This window comes from Hydrocarboniphaga daqingensis, from assembly GCF_900129825.1.
Classification (GTDB): domain Bacteria; phylum Pseudomonadota; class Gammaproteobacteria; order Nevskiales; family Nevskiaceae; genus Hydrocarboniphaga; species Hydrocarboniphaga daqingensis.
Window position 1 is genome coordinate 581151 of the sequence record NZ_FQWZ01000003.1, and the last position, 18260, is coordinate 599410.

12 protein-coding genes and 1 pseudogene are annotated in these 18260 nt (G+C 65.3%); 7 read left to right on the forward strand and 6 right to left on the reverse strand.

The window, feature by feature from the left end:
• Positions 1-59: 59 nt before the first annotated feature.
• From BUB09_RS08595 to BUB09_RS08610, 4 genes are all read right to left on the reverse strand, one after another.
• Entirely contained in the window at positions 60-2558 is a 2499-nt protein-coding gene (locus BUB09_RS08595) for a DUF1302 domain-containing protein (protein ID WP_072896589.1), read from the reverse strand.
• Positions 2559-2655: 97 nt separating this feature from the next.
• The gene (locus BUB09_RS08600) at positions 2656-4029 is read right to left on the reverse strand and encodes a DUF1329 domain-containing protein (RefSeq protein ID WP_072896720.1); all 1374 of its coding nucleotides are present in this window, start codon (positions 4027-4029) and stop codon (positions 2656-2658) included.
• Positions 4030-4302: 273 nt separating this feature from the next.
• The gene (locus BUB09_RS08605; RefSeq protein ID WP_072896590.1) at positions 4303-5136 is read right to left on the reverse strand and encodes a MerR family transcriptional regulator; all 834 of its coding nucleotides are present in this window, start codon (positions 5134-5136) and stop codon (positions 4303-4305) included.
• Positions 5137-5138: 2 nt separating this feature from the next.
• Entirely contained in the window at positions 5139-6182 is a 1044-nt protein-coding gene (locus tag BUB09_RS08610; RefSeq protein WP_072896592.1) for an AraC family transcriptional regulator, read from the reverse strand.
• A gap of 147 nt (positions 6183-6329) precedes the next feature.
• On the opposite strand from BUB09_RS08610, the gene BUB09_RS17650 reads away from it, so the two are divergent.
• From BUB09_RS17650 to BUB09_RS08625, 3 genes are all read left to right on the forward strand, one after another.
• Entirely contained in the window at positions 6330-7763 is a 1434-nt protein-coding gene (locus BUB09_RS17650) for a fatty acid desaturase (protein ID WP_072896593.1), read from the forward strand.
• 244 nt (positions 7764-8007) lie between these two features.
• Positions 8008-9228 (forward strand): OmpA family protein, encoded by a 1221-nt coding sequence (locus tag BUB09_RS08620; RefSeq protein WP_084083268.1) that lies wholly within the window; start codon positions 8008-8010, stop codon positions 9226-9228.
• Between the two features lie 61 nt (positions 9229-9289).
• Positions 9290-10222: a hypothetical protein gene (locus tag BUB09_RS08625; RefSeq protein ID WP_072896595.1), complete on the forward strand. Its 933-nt coding sequence runs from the start codon at positions 9290-9292 to the stop codon at positions 10220-10222.
• 116 nt (positions 10223-10338) lie between these two features.
• Here the strand turns inward: BUB09_RS08625 and BUB09_RS08630 are convergent.
• Positions 10339-11817, reverse strand: a pseudogene (locus BUB09_RS08630) (flavin-containing monooxygenase); the annotation flags it as partial.
• Between the two features lie 239 nt (positions 11818-12056).
• Here BUB09_RS08630 and BUB09_RS08635 point away from each other — a divergent pair.
• Positions 12057-13085 carry an AraC family transcriptional regulator gene (locus BUB09_RS08635; RefSeq protein ID WP_072896724.1) on the forward strand — a complete coding sequence of 343 codons (1029 nt, stop codon included), beginning with the start codon at positions 12057-12059 and terminating at the stop codon, positions 13083-13085.
• Here BUB09_RS08635 and BUB09_RS08640 read toward each other — a convergent pair.
• Positions 13066-13263: a hypothetical protein gene (locus BUB09_RS08640; RefSeq protein ID WP_139250201.1), complete on the reverse strand. Its 198-nt coding sequence runs from the start codon at positions 13261-13263 to the stop codon at positions 13066-13068. The two genes, BUB09_RS08635 and BUB09_RS08640, sit on opposite strands and share 20 nt — an antisense overlap.
• Before the next feature lie 212 nt (positions 13264-13475).
• On the opposite strand from BUB09_RS08640, the gene BUB09_RS08645 reads away from it, so the two are divergent.
• The 3 genes from BUB09_RS08645 to BUB09_RS17200 all read left to right on the forward strand — a co-directional run.
• Positions 13476-16340 (forward strand): AAA family ATPase, encoded by a 2865-nt coding sequence (locus BUB09_RS08645; protein WP_072896598.1) that lies wholly within the window; start codon positions 13476-13478, stop codon positions 16338-16340.
• Positions 16341-16500: 160 nt separating this feature from the next.
• Positions 16501-17592: a glycosyltransferase gene (locus tag BUB09_RS08650; RefSeq protein ID WP_072896600.1), complete on the forward strand. Its 1092-nt coding sequence runs from the start codon at positions 16501-16503 to the stop codon at positions 17590-17592.
• Between the two features lie 179 nt (positions 17593-17771).
• Positions 17772-18260, forward strand: a 489-nt coding sequence (locus BUB09_RS17200; protein ID WP_175550145.1) for a hypothetical protein, incomplete at its 3' end; no start/stop codon positions are given.

The window sequence follows — 18260 nt, forward strand, 5'->3', positions numbered from 1 at the left end:
GCCGTTGCATCGCCCGGCGCAGCGAGCGATGCAACGGCCGCTACAACGTCAACCCAGCTTTAGAACTGGTACTTGACGAAGAAGCCCAGGTTGTCGCGATCGCGGTACAGGTTGTCCTGACCACCGCCGAGGAAGGCGTTGTAGGCGATCGTGAACGCGAACGACTTGTCGTAGCGGGTTTCCAGCAGCAGGTTCAGCTGCTTGCGGCCTTCGACGAAGTTGCCGGCCGGGCCCGGTGAGTTGCCCTGGATGTCCTGCTGCCAGATGAACAGCGGCTGGATGCTGATGCCCGGCAACACCGACTCATAGCCGATGCGGCCGACGATGCGATAACCCCATGAGAACGCATCGGCGAACGAATCGCGGCGCGCCTGGAACGGGTTGAAGCGCAGACCGTCGGGGCCGACCGAGCAGCTCGGGTTGGTCGAGCAGGCGAGGCGGGAGCCGTCGGCACCACTGCCATCGGCACCCGCGCTGGCATGGGTCGTCGCCGTGAACGGGCCTTCGATCTGCAGCTCGTCGAAGTCGGGCATGTTCAGCACGTGCGTGGCGGCCAGTTCATAGATCAGGATCACCTGGTCGGCGCCGATCCAGTTCTCCGAGGCACCGAGCACGCGCGTGGCTCCGAGGTTGTACTGCGCCACCTTGCCCGGAATCCAGCCGCGGATGTAGCTGTTCGGTGCGTTTTCACCGACGGCGATGCCGCGATACGGCGAGATGAAGTTGGGGAACGAACGCGCCGAGCCGGGCGCTGCACCGACGACCAGATTCACCGTGTCCGCAAACGGATTGTTGCCGTTGGCATCGACGAAGTTGTTGTCGTCATAGACGACATAGTCACCGGCTTCGTTGAAGCCGATCGTCGACGAGGCACCGGCGCAACCGACGCTGGCGTCGTGGCAGCGCGTCAGCGTCGGGCCGAACGAGGCGAACGCCAAGTCGACCAGTGCGACCTGCAGCGGCACGTTCGGGCGATACGAGATTTCGCCCTGGAACGAGTACTCGCCGAACGTCGTCGTGAAGTCGACACCGTACAGCTGCAGATTCTCGGGATATTCAATCTGCAGCTTGGCGGTGTCGAACGGCACGGCGTCGCCGTCGGCCATGCCAGGACGCGGCAGCAGCGCATTGGCCAAGCCCAGCGGATTGTTGCCGACCAGACCCAGCTCCGACAGGATGCCCGGGCGCTGGATCGCCAGCGATGTTGCATCGAGCAGCACCTGGCTCGACGCCGACGCCGCGGTCACCGGCAGGTTGGCGCAAGCGGCGAAGAACTCCGAGGTGTTGCGCGCGTTGATGCCCATCGCATTGCCTTCGGCGCGCGCGCAGCTGGCGTCGGTGGCGTAGAAGCTGACGTAGGGCAGCTTCGAGTGATAGTTCATCGCGTAGACACCAAACTCGGTGCCGTCGTTGATGTTCTCGGCGTAGTACTTGAAGCCGACGCCGAACTGGCCTTGATGGCGCGCGTTGTTGTCCTGGATGCGCTCGACGCTCAGCGAGGTCGGCGTGATCAGCGTCAGCGGATTGTCGAGCGGGTTGCCGACCATGTCGGGGTCGTCAGCCGATCCGCCGAAGTGCACGGCGACGTTGTCGCGCAGATTGCCGGTGCCGATGTCGACGAACGACATGTAGCTGCCCGGCGTCGGGATTTCGATCGGACGCCACTCGAACTGGTAATACGCTTCGGCGGTGATGCCGCTGTAGACCTCGGTGCTCATGCGCACCATGCCGACCGGCACGTACAGTTCTTCGAGCAGGCCAAAGCCCAGGCGATACAGCGCGTTGGCATTGACCGGCTGTGCCTGGTTGACGCTGTTGATCACGGCGACCGTGCTCTGGCCCCAGTTGACGGTCTGACGACCGACGCGGAACACCAGCTCACGCTCCCCATCCATGTACGGCACGCTGCCGAAGAAGTTGGCGTCGAGGATGTCGTAGCGCAGGCCGATCTGCTGGCGCTCTTCTTCGCTGCGGCGGCCGCTGACCGACTCGCCGGGACCGTAGACGCGATTGAAGTAGCGGTTGGAGATGCCGCGATCACCGGTGATGCCGACGCGATCGGCGTTTTCGGCGGTGATCAGGTTCGGGTTGTTGGTTTCGAAATCGTAGATGTTGGCCGGATCGTAGATGCCGATGCCGCGCAGGAAGATGCCGTAATTACCGAACAGAAAGCGAAAGTCCTGGCTGATCTTCAGCGGCGCTTGCGTGATATCGCCGCGATCATAGTTCAGGTTGCCGTCGTCGAAATTGGTCGACGCCATGCCTGGCGCGTTTCGCAGACGCTCCGATGGATAAATCTGGTTGCGATGCAGGCCCTGGCACGACTGGAAAACGCCCGAGCAGACGCTCGGATTCAAATTGGATTTGCCGACCAGATCGTCGGCCCGGTTCTCGACGCGCCACGAGGCGCCGAAGGTCACCGTGTTGTTGAACACCGCGTCGACGTTCTGCCCAAAAACGTCGAACTTGGTTTCGATCGCCTGCGCCTGCCCGGCGCCGACGCTGGCCGCGAGCATCGCGGCCCCACGGGCGATGCCCGTCAGTTTCCCTTTGTACATGCTGTCTCTCCTCAGCATCGATTTTTTAATTGAAACCGGGCCTGCGGAATCGCGATCCCGCAGGCCCGTCACCCCATTGCCGCTTTCGTGCCGTGGCTTACTTCGAAGCGCGGCTCTGCACGTTGTTGGCGTCGAAGAACGTGCCTGGGTACGACACCGTGGTGTCGTACGGCTGGTCTTCGTTGGTCATCGCCGTGATGAAGTAGCGGCCCGAGTTCAAGTGATAGATCACTTCCGGCTGCGTGGTGTGGCTGAGGATGTTGTAGTAGGTGACCAGATGGCCTTCCTGGAACTGCATCAGCTTGCCCTGCTGGTCGTAGTTGTCGATCGCCACGACGTTCCAGGTGTCTTCATCGATGTACAGGCGGCGCTGCTTGAACGTGTGGCGCAGCTCGGGCTTGTTCTCGGCTTCGACGACCCAGACGCGGTGCAGTTCGTAGCGCGGCAGATCCACGTTCATGTGGTTCGGACGCGCCATGTCGGCGTACTTGACGCTCGGGCCGGCGATCTTGTTCGAGTTGTACGGAATGTAGATCTCGCGCTTGCCGAGCAGCTTCCAGGTGAAGCGTTCGAGCACGCCGTTGTACATGTCGACCTGGTCGTAGAACTGGTGACCGTCGGTGCCTTCGTAGGGGTTGTCGCAGCAGACGGCCGGTGCGCGGCGGATGCGCTTGAGCGCGGGCGCGTAGAGCCAGGCCGCACGGCCTTCGGGACCGAAGCCGGCCTTTTCGTGCACGAGGATCGTCGTGCCGGCGATGCGCGGCGGGCTCAGCGTTTCGGACAGATAGCGCAGGAAGTCAGCACCGGGCTTGAGTTCCGGGGCGTTGGGCGACTCGATGTTGGCGTAGCTGAAGGTCACGTCTTCGACGATCTTGGTCAGCGCGAAGCGGCCGTCGGGCTGCACGATCATCTGGTTGTTGAAGCGGCGGATGTCCGAGCCGCGGAACTTGACGCGGTGATTCCACACCGGCTCGGCGCCGGTCTTGGGGATCGGGAACGGAAAGCCGATCAGCGCGCCGCTGGCGTTGTCGACGCCGTCGAGCTTGGCGCGCGTGGCGTTCTTGACGGTTTCGTCGAGCACCTTCTGCGGAAAGTTGGCGAAGCGGTGCGACGGATAGACGTTGAGCTTGTAGCTGGCCGGGTAGCGCTTCAGCAGTTCCTTGTGGCCCTCGGTCAGCTTGTCGGCGTACTGCGCCATGTTGGCCGCCGTGATCGAGTAGAGCGGCTTTTCACCGTCGATCTTGGCGTTGTTCGGGTATTCGCCCTTGGGCGCGCCACGCTTGGCTTCGGGAGCCCAGGCCGGGATCGTTCCGTCCTTGTTGCCGGCGCGCTCGGCGCCGACCGGCGTCAGTTCCTTGCCCAGCTTGGCGGCCTCGGCCTCGGACACGGCGGCCATCGCCGCCATCGGTGCAAACGCCAGCGTGATGCCGGCCAGCAGGGCGGACGCGGCCCGGATCGACTTGGGTTTCATCATTCACTCCTCATGTGATTCATCGTTTTTATCGCCCTGCGTCGGCATCACCGACGCGGGCTGGCAGGCCTGTGGGGACAGGCGCGCGACTTGACTCGGGCGTCAGCCGTACCGGCGGCATCCTGCGCTTGGGTCAGCTCGGGGCGACCCGATCCAATCGAAAGTAGGGGAAAAACCGGTACAAGTACGCAGTTCGACTATGCACTTTGGACGCCGTGGTCGGCAACACCCGTCGGCGTACCGCCGAAGGAGTGTCACGCACCGCGTCCCGGCTCAGGACGGGGCGGTGGTGCGGACTCGTGATTTGCGCGATGCGCGGCCGCTGTCGGCATGCGCTGCTGGTTCGGGGCGCCTGACCGGCTCGGTGCTGGCGGCGGCGGCGTCCATGGTCTGGCCGCTGGCGCGTGCCTCAAGAAACGCGGCGACCCGGCGTTGATGCAGCACTTCGAAGATCCGGTTCAGCGCCGGAATCACCACGTCGATCACCTTGGCCGAGTCGCGTTCGTCGATTTCGCCGACGCGGCGGCGGAACAAACTCAGTTCGGTGCGGAACGCAATCTCGACCACGTCCTGGAAGTACATCAGATCAGCGGGTGAGAACCCGCGTTCCAAGTTGAAGCCGGCGTCGCGGATCGCGATCCATTGCCGCGAAATCTCCAGGTCGCTGAGCGTGGCCTCGCCGTTGGCGCCGATCCCGCAGCGCTTGAGTTCGCCGGTTTCCCAGGCCGATAAGCCCATCCGTGCTGCCAGCGCGTCAAATGACCCGGCCAGCGGCAGGTCGCGATGTTCGGTGGCAATGTGCCGGCGCATCTCGTCGAATGCGCGTTGCTGCGGCACGCTGAAGTCGGCCTCGTCGGCGCCTTCAAACACCGCCTTGATCGCCTTGAGTGGCAGGAACCGCTCGGCCTGCAGCTTCTGGATCAGCCGCAGCAGCTCGACATGGCGGTCGGTGTACCAGCCCATGTTGCGCGCGCTTTTGACCGGCGGTGGCAGCAGACCTTCGTTGATGTAGTAGCGGATCGTTTCGCGCGACACGCCGGTCAGGGCGGCAACGGCCTTGATCCGGTACGGGGCATCGGTGCGTTCGCTGGTTTTTTTTCTCGGCATCGTCAGGGGGCGTGGTGTGCCGGCGCGCTGATGTGAGCACGCCACTGGCTGGGACTCACGCCGCTGATCTTGCGGAAAGCGCGAGTGAAATTGGCCGCATCGCTGTAGCCCAGTTCGAGCGCGATCTGGGTGATCGACAGCTGGTTGTCGGCGAGCATCGCTTCGGCGCGACGCTGGCGCTGCTCGGCTGCCAGTTCGCGAAACTGGCGACCCTCCTTTTGCAGGTAGCGGTCGAGCGTTCGGGCCGACAGGTTCAGCGTTCGGGCCAGCTCTTCGAGCGACGGCATGCCGCCGCTGGCCTCGCGCATCATCATCGCAACCCAATCCGACAGCTTGCCGCGGCTGACGGCGTTGTGAAGCAGGGCGGTGCATTGCGCCTCGGCGATCTGCAGGGCGTGCTCGTCGGCCAGCGCCAGCGGATAACGCGACAGATCCTCGGTAAAGATCAGCCGGATGCCGGGCGTGGCTTCAGCCGAAAACCGGCACTGTGCTTCGGCCAGCTCGCGGTAGCGCGCCACATGCGGCGGCGGGGCGAACGACAGCGACAGCACGTACGGCGGCAGATGACCGGACATCAGCTCGCGCATTTCCCAGTGGACGGCCGACGCGATCGTTTCCAGATGGAAGTGCAGGCAGGTCTGCGACATCGACAGCATCGGCTCGAACGCGATCTCGGTTCGGCCCGGCGCCGACTGCACGCGCATCCGGAACGTCGGCAGGATCAGCCGGAAGTAGCGCGCTGCCAGCTTCAGCGCGTAATCGATGTTGGGGCTGCTCAGCAGCGCGAACCCCACGATCGTGTGGGTGCTCAGCTTCAGCGCCTTGCCGAGGTCGAAACTCAGGTCGACGCGGCCGACCATGGCTTCGGCGTGGGTGATCAAGGCCTCGACCTGGGCCAGCGTCAGCGTTGGATCGGGTCGCTGCAGTGCTCGCGGGTCGACCTGGGCCGCAGTCAGCAACGCGGCAACGTCGACGCCGCGGCGTGTCAGCACCTCGGCCATCTTCAGGTAGTAGCGGGCGGGGACTTCCGCTTCGACGGTCGCCATCGTGTGCGCCCTGACGAGAGAGAGTCGGCACTGTCACAAAATGACAAGGCGACGTCAATAAATGACAAGTCCGGTGCCTTGCAGGCGCCGATGATGTCGTCATCCGGTAACCCGCCGGAACTAAAACTAAATCAGCGAGGACCCTTCATGAGCACATCGACGCTGCCGCTCGGCGGCAACAGCGAAACCTGGCAGGACGGCAAGCGCTGGCTGTGGCTGCTGAGCCCGGTCATCCCGCTACTCGTGGTTCTGTTCATGCTCGGTGGCCATTTCGCCGACGCGGGCTGGGCGTTCTGGGCGCCCGCGCTGGTGATCTATCTGATCGTCCCGTTGCTGGACTGGATCATCGGCACCGACACCACCAACCCGCCGGAATCGGCTGTCGCTGGGCTCGACCAGGATCGTTACTACCGCGCGATCGTCTACGCCTACCTGCCGAGTCAGTACTTTGCGACGATCTTCGGCGCCTGGCTGGCCGTCAACGGCGATCTCGCCACCTGGGAGCTGGTCGGCCTGATCATCGGCGTTGGCATCGTCAATGGCATCGGCATCAACACCGCGCACGAACTGGGTCACAAGACCAACGGCCTCGAGCGCTGGCTGGCCAAGCTGACGCTGGCGCCGGTCGCCTACGGGCACTTCTTCGTCGAGCACAACAAGGGTCATCACAAGAACGTCGCTACGCCGGAAGATCCGGCCAGCTCCAAGATGGGTGAGAGCTTCTGGGTGTTCCTGCCGCGTACCGTGATCGGCAGCGTGCGTTCGGCCTGGCATATCGAAAAGGACCGTCTGGCCCGCACCGGCGACGGGGTCTGGACGACGAAGAACGAAAACCTGCAGGCCTGGTCGCTGACCGTGCTGCTGTTCGCCGGCCTGACCGCGTGGCTGGGGCCGTGGGCACTGGTGTTTCTGGTTGCTCAGGCGATCTACGGCGCCGGCCTGCTCGAGGTCATCAACTACATCGAGCACTACGGGTTGCTGCGGTTGAAGATTCAGGGCGATCGCTACGAGCGCTGCCAGCCCAAGCACTCGTGGAACAGCAACCACATCGTGACGAATCTGGTGCTGTACCAGCTGCAGCGTCACTCCGACCACCACGCCAATCCGACCCGCCGCTTCCAGGCGCTGCGCCACTTCGACGACAGCCCTCAGCTGCCCTCGGGCTACGCCTCGATGCTGCTGCTGGCCTACTTCCCGCCGCTGTGGTTCCGCTGGATGGACCCGCTGGTCGTCAAGCACCACCGGGGTGACCTGACCCGCGCCAACGTGTACGCGCCCAAGCGCGATCAGCTGCTGGCCCGCTGGCAGGGCACCAGCTTTGAGGGTGCGCCGTCGACGGTGGCCCGCCCGGCGGCTGCCGAGGCTGCTGCGAGCACGGCCGTGACCTACACGCCGGCCAAGCCGCAGGCGCTGGTGTTGGGGTATCAGTGCAACAACTGCGGCTACATCTACAAGGAGGCTGAAGGCTGCCCGCGTGAGGGCTATGCCGCCGGAACGCGCTGGTCCGAGCTGCCCGACAGCTGGCCCTGCCCGGACTGCGCGGTCCGCGACAAGCTCGACTTCGTGCCGCTCGTTGCATGAAGTTGCACGAAAGCCCGGCGAAATGCCGGGTTTTCTGTGGCCAAGCGGCTCTTGCGGAACATTGGCGCTACGGGCTTTGACCTTCGACTGAGGGCTGTGTCAGCATTCGCTAAGGACCAGGGAAGGTACTCAGTGCAATTAGGTAATTTTCCTACAAGCGCATCCGGTTCCGCCTTGGTTTACGAATCTTGCTCGCCCGATCGCTGATCGGTCGGCACACAACTCCAGAAAAAAGGGATTTCGCATGAAGCTTTTGGCACGCCCCCTGTCGGTGGCCGCTTTACTCGCAGCCGGTATCGCCACGCCGGCTCTCGCTCAGACCGAAGGTGAACCCGAGGTCGTCTCCGATGCCGCAGCCGACGTCGTCTCCGACGCGTCGTCCAGCGACATGTCGTCGGCACCTGCCGACGTCTCGTCTGCTGAGGCAACCGCCGACGTCTCGTCCGCCGATGCGACGGCCGCCCCGCGCGGCACGCAGCACTACCTCGGCGGCATGGGCACCTACACGTTCGCCGACAGCAAGCGCGATTACCGCCTGCGCGAACTGACCATTGATTCCGACCTCGAGATGGGCACCGGCGGCGCGGTCTATTACGGCTGGCAGTTCGCCAACCGTTGGGGCATCGAAGTCCAGGCCTTTACCGAAACCTTCGAAACCGACGTCGGCGGCCTGACCGATTTCTACCGCCACGGTGTGACCACCGATCTGGTCTACAACTTTGGCGACCGCACCGGCTTCACGCCGTTCGTGTTGATCGGCGCCGGCGGTGCCTACAACGACGTGTCGCCGAACGAAGACAAGTTCGACTTCATCGCCAATGCCGGCCTCGGCTTTGTCACCGGCCCGTTCACCAACTACGGTGACCTGCGCCTGCGTGCCGAAGCCCGTTACGTCTACGACAACTTCGAAGACGGCTACGAGGACATCCGCGTTGCAGTGGGTATCGAGATTCCGCTGTTCGGCGAGAGCGCTGCTGCCGTTGCCAGTGCCGTCGAGCCGCAAGCCAAGGTCGTCGAAGTACCGACCGGCTTGATGGATACCGATGGTGACGGCGTCGTGGATGAGCGCGATCAGTGCCCGGACACCCCCGCCAACACCCGTGTCGACGGCAACGGCTGCACGCTGGGCAAGGTCATCGCGCTGTACGGCGTGACCTTCGAGTTCGACAAGACGCGTCTGCGTCCGGATGCCGAGACGATTCTGGATCAGGCGGTCGACACGCTGAAGCGTTATCCGGAAATGCAGGTTGAAGTCGCCGGCCATACCGACAGCAAGGGTAGCGATACCTACAACCAGCAGCTGTCCGAAGGTCGTGCAACTGCGGTTCGTGACTACTTCGTCGAGAAGGGCGTGACCAACCCGCTGACGGTGCATGGCTATGGCGAGGCCGAGCCGGTGACGACCAACGACACCGATGAAGGCCGCGAGCGTAACCGCCGCGTCGAACTGCGCATCCAGAACTAAGCGCGGAACCCACAGAACCATTCGACCCCTTGACCGGGTCACGACAAAACTGAGTACCAAAATGCGTATCAATGCAAATCTGAAGAAGTGGCTGGCGCTCGGCGCGCTGGTGATGTCGGCGGTCGGTTGCACGGCCAATGGCGTCGACGCCGACGCGCTCGGCGATGGCTTTGGCAACGGCAACAACAACGGCGGCGGCAGCAACGGCAGCCCGACCGACATCACCAACTGCCAGGTGCCGGTCGGCGCCACGCTGTGCGTGCTCGGTGGCAGCGACCACCCGGGCGGTCTGGTTGACGTGCTGCTGGCTTCGGACGGCCCGCTGGGCCCGATCGCTGGCGCCATCGACGTCACGGCGCTGACCAATGCGCTGACGCAGACGCTGGAAAACGACAGCACGCTGGCCGGTATCGTCACGGGCCTGATCCAGGGCGGACAGTTGCAGGAAGGCCTCGAACTGCTGCTGCTCGGCCCGAACGGCGACGGTATGGGCGCGGTTGCCGAAACGCTGCAGCTGTTGCTGCTGCCGAACGAGCAGGGCGTCGGCCTGACGGCGCTGCTCGGTGAGCAGGGCGTTGCCGGCCTGGTGCAGGCGCTGTTGCTCGACGGCACGGACGCCAGCTGCCAGGCGCCGCTGGGCACGCTGTGCTTGATTGCCGGTGACGGCAACCAGACCGGCCTGGTCGATCTGCTGCTGACCTCGGACGGTGCCCTCGGCGCGCTGAGCCCGTTCCTGACGACGCAGGTCACCGACGAAGTCGTCGCGACGCTGGGTGACCTGCTGGCCTCCAACGGCTCGCTGCGTGATCTGGTCACCGGCCTGATTCAGGACGGTCAGCTGGCGACCGCGCTGCAGGTGCTGCTGATCGGCGCGCCGGATCAGGGCGTGCAGAGCGGCCTGGTGATGGCGCTGCAGGACCTGCTCGGCGGCTTGGGCATCATCGTCAACGACGTTCTGACGTTCGTCGGCAGCCTGCTCGGCACCGCGCCGTAAGCTTCTTGCCTTATCCGTAGTAATCAACGCCCCTCGAAAGAGGGGCGTTTTTTTTGGCCGATCGTCGGCGCCCGCAACGTGCCCGACTAGCGGCTTTCGGCGGTCGCGCGGTCGAAGAAGCGGTACGCGGTCAGATCGCCGAATCGCGTCAGCCAGCGATAGGTCAGCGTAAAGCCTGGCCAGTTGGTGCTGTTGTGGCCGTTGGCGTCGACATACCAGCTGGTGCAGCCGTTCCAGACCGAGGTGCTGAGCCGCTGCTGGATCTGCGCGTTGTAGCGCACGTAGCGCTGCGCATCGACGTCGACGCAAGCCGCGCCTTGGCGGCGCATCGTCCGCAGGCAGCGCATCACATGCCGGATCTGGCTCTCGATCATGTAGACGATCGAGTTATGGCCCAGATTGGTGTTGGGGCCGTACAGCATGAAGAAGTTCGGGAAGCCGGGCACCGCGACACCTAAATAGGCCATCGCGCCGCCACGCCAGGCCTCGTTCAGATCGCGGCCGCCGCGGCCGACGATGCGCATCGGCGACAGGAACTCGGTCGCTGCAAAGCCGGTGCCGTAGATGATCGTATCGACCTCGTGATGGCGACCGTCGCGGGTTTCAATGCCAGTCTCGGTGACACGGCGGATACCGTCGGTCACCAGATCGACGTTGGGTCGCGCCATCGTCGCCAGATACTCGTTGGTCAGCAGCAGCCGCTTGCAGCCGATCGGGTAATCCGGCGTCAGCTTGGCGCGCAGCGCCGGATCGGACACTTGCCGCCGCAATAGCCGGTAGAACGGAATCTTGCCGGCGATCGTCATCAGGCTCTTGAACCGGGTGAACGCCAGCGCGCGCGATTCATAGCGCAGGTAGATCCACAGCCGCAGCAAGCGCATCAGGCCCGGCACGGACCGGAACAAGCGTCGTTCCAGCCGGGTGTAGGCGCGGTCGGGACGCGGCAGGATCCACGCGGGCGAGCGTTGGAACACGCTCAGCCGCTCGGCGATCTGCGCCAACGGCGGCACGAACTGGATCGCCGAGGCGCCGGTGCCGACAACGGCGATTTTCTTTCCGGCCAGCGGTTCGTCGGCATCCCAGTACGCGGAATGGAAGCTGCGGCCGCGAAACTGCTCCATGCCCGGCAGCTTCGGGATCGACGGCCGGCTCAGCTGACCCACGCCGCTGATCAGCATCCGCGCCTGCAGCACGCGGCCGTCGGCGAGCGTCACCTGCCACAGCTCGCGGGCTTCATCGAAGCGCGCCTCGGTCACTTCGCAGCGCAGCTGCAGGTGGCGGCGCAGGTCATAGCGATCGGCACAACGGCGCAGGTAGGCCTCGATCTCCGGTTGCCGGGCAAACACATGCGACCAGTCCGGGTTGGGCTCGAACGAAAACGAATACAAGTGCGAGGGCACGTCGCAAGCGGCGCCGGGATAGCGATTGTCGCGCCAGACCCCACCGACGTCGTGTGCTTTCTCAACGATCACGAAGTCGTCGATGCCCTCTTTGCGCAGTGCCACCGCCATGCCCAGCCCGGCAAAGCCGGCCCCGATGATGAGCGCGCTCAGCGGCGCGCCGCTGGCCGTCGATGCGGCATCAGGCTGGCGCATGAGCGGCCTCGTAAGCGGCGGTGGTGCGAGCGGGCGAGCGGGCGGGGCCGTCGCAGGGTTGGCGGTTCATCGGAACAATCTCCTCGTTATGGCGTCGCCGCCCGGCAACGGCCGAGCGCCGACACTCTGGATCCTATGGGCGCTGATGCTGAGCCCTGAACACGTTGCCGACCATGGCGCATCAGGTCGATTGCTTTATTATCGGGGCCACTCGACGGCCCGAATATGCGCAGCAATCGATGAGCTACTGGGATTTCCGGCGCAGCCCCGCCAGCGTTCGGCTGCTGGTCGAAGTCGGTCTCGAGCACGGTGTGCCGGCCGAGCGGCTGCTGCGCGGCAGCGGCGTCGCAGCGGCTCAGCTCGACGATCCGAATGTCGAACTCGCCGCCGGGCAGGAACTCCGGGTCGCGGCCAATTTGCTGCGTTTGGTGCGCTCGCCGCCGCGCTTCGGTATCGATGTCGGCTTGCGCTACCGGTTTTCGACGTACGGCTTGTGGGGCTACGGCCTGATCAGCAGCGCCACGGCGGCCGATGCCTTGCGGCTGGCGCTGCGTTTTGTGCCGCTGACCTATGCGTTCACCCGTCTCGGTTATCACGAAGAGGGCGACTGGGCGTTGCTGCGTTTCGACGAGCCCGATCTGGACCCGGAACTACAGCGATTCATGGTCGAGCGCGATCTGGCCGCGGCCGCGATGCTGATGCGCGAACTGCTCGGCGATGACTTTGCGCTGACGCGTGCGGCGCTGCGCGGGCCCGCGCCGCCCGGGTCACGCCGGCTGTTCGGTGTCGAAATCGGCTACGGCGCCGACCATCACCATCTTGCGTTCGATCGACGCTTGCTGAGTCGTCCGTTGCCCGGCGCCAATCCGGTCACGGCTGCGATGTGCCATCAGCTGTGCACGCAGTTGCTGGAGCGTCGTCGTGAAACGGCCAGCACTGCCAGCCTGGTTCGCCGGTATCTGGCCACGCCTGGTGTGCGCCTGCCGGATCTCGACGGCATGGCGCGGGCCTTGAACCTGAGCCCGCGCACGCTCAAGCGCCGTTTGCAGGCCGACGGTCAGTGCTTCCGCGACTTGCTGGCGCAGCAGCGCCGCAGCCGTGCCGATGATCTGCTGCGCGACCCGCGGCGCAGCCTGACCGAGATCGCCGACCAACTCGGCTTTGCTGATCTGTCGAGCTTCTCGCAAGCCTACAAACGCTGGTACGGCGTTGCGCCGGGCTCGCGCCGCCGAGGTGATGCGGGGTCGGTCAGCGACCGAGGCGATTGAGATGGTCGGCAGCCAACTGGACTGCGCGTTCGCGACCGACCGCATCGACATCGAAGACCACGTCGTCGCTGTTGACGACCTCATGTGCTTCGAGCGCAAACGCAAGATCGGACAGCGCCAGGCTGGCGCGCGTCATCGCGTCGCGAAGCTGGATCAGAGAGCGGTTCAATTCGTCCATGGTGGCAATGTAATCGGCCTGCAACGTGCGCCGCTAGGCAGTGGCGACAGCTCGGGCTTGCCCGACGGTCAGGCCGCAACACGCGGCTGCAAGCGCCTTCCTAGCCCAGGGCGATCAACGCAGCACTGCGGCCTGAGCCGGCAGCGCCGCTTCGGCCGATGCGTTACGCGGTTTAGACTTTGCTCGTTCCAGCCAGAAATCGCTGCTCGCTAGTGAGCGACGTCCATCCGATCCGCTTCGGTCCTTTTCGCCTGCTCAGCCGGCATGGGCCGCTGCTGCGCGACGATCGCGAGATCAAGCTGCAGCCCAAAGCGCTGGCAGTGCTGTGGAAGCTGGCCAGCCAGCCGGGCGAGCTGGTAACGCGCACGGCCCTGCTCGATGCGGTCTGGCCGGGCGCGGTGGTCGTCGACGATGTGCTCAGCTACCAGGTCAAAGCGCTGCGGCAAGCGATCGAGGACGACCCGCGCAACCCGCGCTACATCCTGACGGCGCACCGCGTCGGCTTTCGTCTGGTGATTCCCAGCGCGGCCGCGCCGCCGACGGCATCGTCGAGCCTGATCGGTCGCGATGCGGAATTGCAGTTCTTGCGCGACCACCATGAGCTGGCCAGCCAAGGGCAGCGGCAATTCGTGTTTCTGTGCGGCGAAGCCGGCATGGGCAAGACCATGCTGCTGGACGCGCTGCAGCTGTCGTTGCGCAACGATGCCCCGGCAACGCGCATCCTGCGCGGCCATTGCCTGGAGGAGATGGGTGAGAGCGAGGCGTATCGACCGATGTTCGATGCGCTGGAAAGCGGTGCCCGCAACGCCGACGGCGATCAATGGATCGAACAATTGCGGCGCAGCGCGCCGTCGTGGCTGCGGCAGTTGCCTCGCGTGCTGCCACCTGACGAGCTTGAGCATCTGCAGCGGCTCACCGCTGGCGTGCCGCCCGAGCAACTCCGACGCGAACTGGCCGAGGCACTTGAGGCTTACGCGGCCGAGTATCCGCTGGTACTGATCATCGAGGATCTGCATTGGAGCGACGCTTCCACGGTCGCGCTGCTGGGCCTGCTGGCGCAGCGCGATCAAGCGGCACGGCTGCTGGTGATCTGCTCGTGCCGGCCGGTGGAAACCATTCTGAACCAGCACCCAACGCGCGCCTTGCAGCTGGGCCTGACCGCTCGGGGCCGCGCGCAAACGCTGTTCGTCGAGCCCTTGCTGCCTGACGATGGCCGGCGCCTGATCGAGCGTCGCCTCGCCGGCGTCACGGCCGAACAGACCGAAGAAATCCTGCGTCGCAGCAGCGGCCATCCGCTGTTTCTGGTGCAGCTGACCGACTATCTACAAAGCCAAATGGCGGCGCCGGCCGGCACGGCGCTGCTGGACAATGCGGTGCCGCCGCGGCTGCGCGAACTGATCGAGCTGCAGCTGTCGCAACTGACCGTCAACGAGCAGCTGCTGCTCGAAGTCGCGGCCATCGCCGGCCAGGATTTCGCTGCCGCCGCGATCGCTGCCGGCAGCGGCGTCGCCATCGAAACCGTCGAAGAAACGCTGGAATCGCTGGCGCTGCGTCGGCGGTTCATCAGCGAGAACGGCTTGGCGATCTGGCCCGACGGCACCGTCAGCGGGCGGTTCCAGTTTCGGCATGCGTTGTACGGCCAAGTGCTGCGCCAGCGGCTGGGCCAGTCGCGGTGCGCGCGCGTGCATCGACGGCTCGCCGAGCGGCTTGAGCGGGCATACAGCGGCCGCGCCGCCGATATCGCGACGGACTTGGCTTATCACTACGACGCCGGCGGCATCGCCGCCAAAGCGGCCGAATGGCGCGTGCAGACGGCGCAGAACGCGCTCGCTCGCGTTGCCCCGCACGAGGTGCGAGAGCAGGTCGCGCGAGGACTGGCCTTGCTCGAACCGCTGGCGCCGGACCTGCATCGCCATCGCGTCGAGCTGAGCCTGCGCGTGATCGGCCGTTACGGCTTGTGGATGGAACGCGGCTATCGAGCGGGTGCGACCGACGAGTTCAGCGACCGCATCGATGCCTTGATCGACTTGGTCGGTGACGATCCGATCCAGATTATGGCGGTGACCGTTCAATGGACGTCGCGGCATTTCAATCTGGAGTTCGAGCGCGCCATCGCCTTTTGCGAGCGCGTGCGCGAGCTGGGCTGCAGGACCGGCAACGTCAGCCTGCAATGTGCGGGGCTGGGCTGGGCGGCGCACAGCCTCAACTGCCTCGGCCAGCACGATAAGGCCGATCGCTACGCGGCCGACGGGTATCGACTCGCGCTGGCCACCGACCGGCTTCAGCCTGGCATCAGTGCCGATGCGCAGACGAGCGCGCTCGGGGTCTACGCGCTGACGCGCTGGTACATGGGCTTCCCCGAGCAGGCGCTGGCCGCAGCGAACCTGACCTGCGAGATCGCCGAGCGCAGTGCCAGCCCGTACCTGCGCAGCATGACGATCTGCGCCTCGCGCGGCGTGGTGCTGGAATTGATCGGCGACTATGTGCAGCTCAAGGCGCTGACCACCGACCTGCTGGAGCAGGCGCGCCGCTATGGCCATCGCGAATGCCAGCGCTGGGCCAGCGTGCTGCTGGGCATCGCGCAGGTGCGTACCGGCGATCCAAAGACCGGCCTGCAGACGCTGCAGGACGTGCTCGACGAAATGCGTCGCCACGACGTGGTGATTCAGGTGCCGATGGGGCTGGTCAACGTGGCGCGCGCCTGGTCTGCGCTCGGCGAGCCGGCTCGGGCGCTGCAGACGGCCGAGCAGGCGCTGGCCTTGATCCGCGAGCGCGGTCAGCGGCCGTGGGAGCCGGAGACGCTGCGCACCATCGGCGAGCTCAAACTCAAGTTGCAGCCGCGTGCGATCGCAGCGGCAGCGGCGTCGATCGAAGAAGCGCTGGCGCTGGCGCGAGCGCGCCAATCGTTGTCGCTGGAGCTGCGTGCGGCCACCAGCTTGGCGCGGCTGCGTCAGCGTCAGGGCCGTACCGACGAGGCGCTGGCCTTGGTCGAGCCGGTGCTGGCACGCTTTACCGAGGGCTTGGACTTGCCCGATCAACGTGAAGCCAGTGCGTTGATCAGCGCGATGCGCCGTTGACGGCGTCGACCGGGTCTCGCGTTGCCGCGGTTGCGTACCTGAATCGACGATCCTCGGAGTTTCCTCCGTACTTCCGGCTCGGACTGGTCGACAGTAATGGCGCTGACGTGCGCGTATCGCGCCCGGCGTAGCACCGCCTCAACCTGGATTGGAATGTCTTATGTCGACCGTTTGCCTGTGCATGATCGTCAAGAACGAAGCGCACATCATTCAGCGCTGCCTGGATTCTGTGCGCCCGTTCATCGATCACTGGCTGATCGTCGACACCGGGTCCACCGACGGCACCCAGCAACTCGTACGGCAGCATCTGCGCGACCTGCCCGGCGAGCTGTTTGAGCGGCCCTGGAAGAACTTCGGCCACAACCGGACCGAGGCGCTGGAGCTGGCACGCGGCCGTGCCGACTACCTGTTCGTGATCGACGCCGACGAGGTGCTGCAGTTGCCGGCCGATTACCGCCGTCCGCCGCTGCAGGCCGAGGCCTACGCGCTCGACGTGCACTTCGGCGGCATCAACTACGGCCGCGTGTGCCTGCTGCAATCGCGGCTGCCGTGGCGGTATGTTGGCGTGCTGCACGAATATCCGGACTGTGGTCATACGGTCGAGCGTCCGCTGCTGCCGGGCCCGACCGTGCAGGTCTATACCGACGGCGGTCGCAGCCAGATCGACACCGCGACCAAGTACGCCCGTGACGCCGACGTACTCGAAGCCGCATTGCGCGACGAGCCGGACAACGTCCGCTACGTGTTCTATCTGGCACAGAGCTACCGCGACAGCGATCAAGCCGACAAGGCGCTGCAGGCCTACGAGCGCCGTGCTGCGATGGGGGGCTGGATCGAGGAAGTCTGGTACTCGTTGTACTCCGCTGCCCGGCTCGCCGAAGCGCTGGGTCACGATGCGGCCGATGTGATCCATCGTTACCTGCAAGCCTACGAATGCCGTCCGCAGCGCGCCGAAGCGCTGAGCGCGCTGGCTCGCTATCTGCGCCTGCAGCAGCAATATGCGCTCGGCCGCCTCTTTGCCGAGCGTGCGATGAACACCCCGATGACCGACGACATCCTGTTCGTCGACCGCGCCGATTACCTGTGGCGCGCCGCCGACGAATATGCCGTTTGCAGCTACTGGACCGGCGACTACGACGACACCCGTCGTGTTTGCGAGCGGCTGCTGGCCGACCCGCAGCTGCCGCCGTCCGAACGGCCTCGCGTCGAGGCGAACCTGCAGTTCGCACAGGACGCGTTGCGATCGGTCTGAGGCACGGTCCCGCCGGGTCTAGGGCTCTGCGTTGGTGCAGAGCGGGTTGAAGCGAAGCCCCGGCGATCGGTGATTCCTTCGAACTTCCTCCGTTCTTCGCCGACCCGGCTGCTTAGCATGGGGGATGCCGCGAGCCCACGCGCGGCCCGGCGACCGCGCCTAGCCCCCGAGATTTCCTGATGACCTTTCAACGCAAGCTGTGTTCGACGTCGATGCTGGTAGCCGCGTGGTATGCCTCGCCGGCGGCGGCTGATCTTCACATTCACAGCGCCAGCATCGTATCGACCACGCTGTACATCGACGGTGTGGAATTCACGCCGCCGTCGTCGACGATCGAGCCGCTAATCCAGCTCAATGGCACGACACTGTCGGTGCTGCAGGTCAGCGACGACCATCTGGAAGCGCGGTTGCCGAGCGGGTTCCAGATGACGCCGGGCGTGAGCTACCAGCTGTATGTGTCGTCACTGGGTGATCCGGATCGCTTCGGCTCGCTGACCACCGGCGAAGACCTGTCCAAGAACTCGGCGAGCCTGGCGCTGGTGGCGCCGTCCGGCGCCAAGGGCGCGACCGGTGCCACCGGCGCCACTGGCGCGGCGGGTACGCGGGGCGCCACCGGCGCGACCGGTGCTGCTGGCTTGAAGGGTGCGACCGGCGCGACCGGCGCGACC

Coding starts and splice junctions, on each gene's coding strand:
- BUB09_RS08595 (WP_072896589.1), bottom strand. CDS start 2,558: ATGTACAAAGGGAAACTGACGGGCATCGCCCGTGGGGCCGCGATGCTC.
- BUB09_RS08600 (WP_072896720.1), bottom strand. CDS start 4,029: ATGAAACCCAAGTCGATCCGGGCCGCGTCCGCCCTGCTGGCCGGCATC.
- BUB09_RS08605 (WP_072896590.1), bottom strand. CDS start 5,136: ATGCCGAGAAAAAAAACCAGCGAACGCACCGATGCCCCGTACCGGATC.
- BUB09_RS08610 (WP_072896592.1), bottom strand. CDS start 6,182: ATGGCGACCGTCGAAGCGGAAGTCCCCGCCCGCTACTACCTGAAGATG.
- BUB09_RS17650 (WP_072896593.1), top strand. CDS start 6,330: ATGAGCACATCGACGCTGCCGCTCGGCGGCAACAGCGAAACCTGGCAG.
- BUB09_RS08620 (WP_084083268.1), top strand. CDS start 8,008: ATGAAGCTTTTGGCACGCCCCCTGTCGGTGGCCGCTTTACTCGCAGCC.
- BUB09_RS08625 (WP_072896595.1), top strand. CDS start 9,290: ATGCGTATCAATGCAAATCTGAAGAAGTGGCTGGCGCTCGGCGCGCTG.
- BUB09_RS08635 (WP_072896724.1), top strand. CDS start 12,057: ATGAGCTACTGGGATTTCCGGCGCAGCCCCGCCAGCGTTCGGCTGCTG.
- BUB09_RS08640 (WP_139250201.1), bottom strand. CDS start 13,263: ATGGACGAATTGAACCGCTCTCTGATCCAGCTTCGCGACGCGATGACG.
- BUB09_RS08650 (WP_072896600.1), top strand. CDS start 16,501: ATGTCGACCGTTTGCCTGTGCATGATCGTCAAGAACGAAGCGCACATC.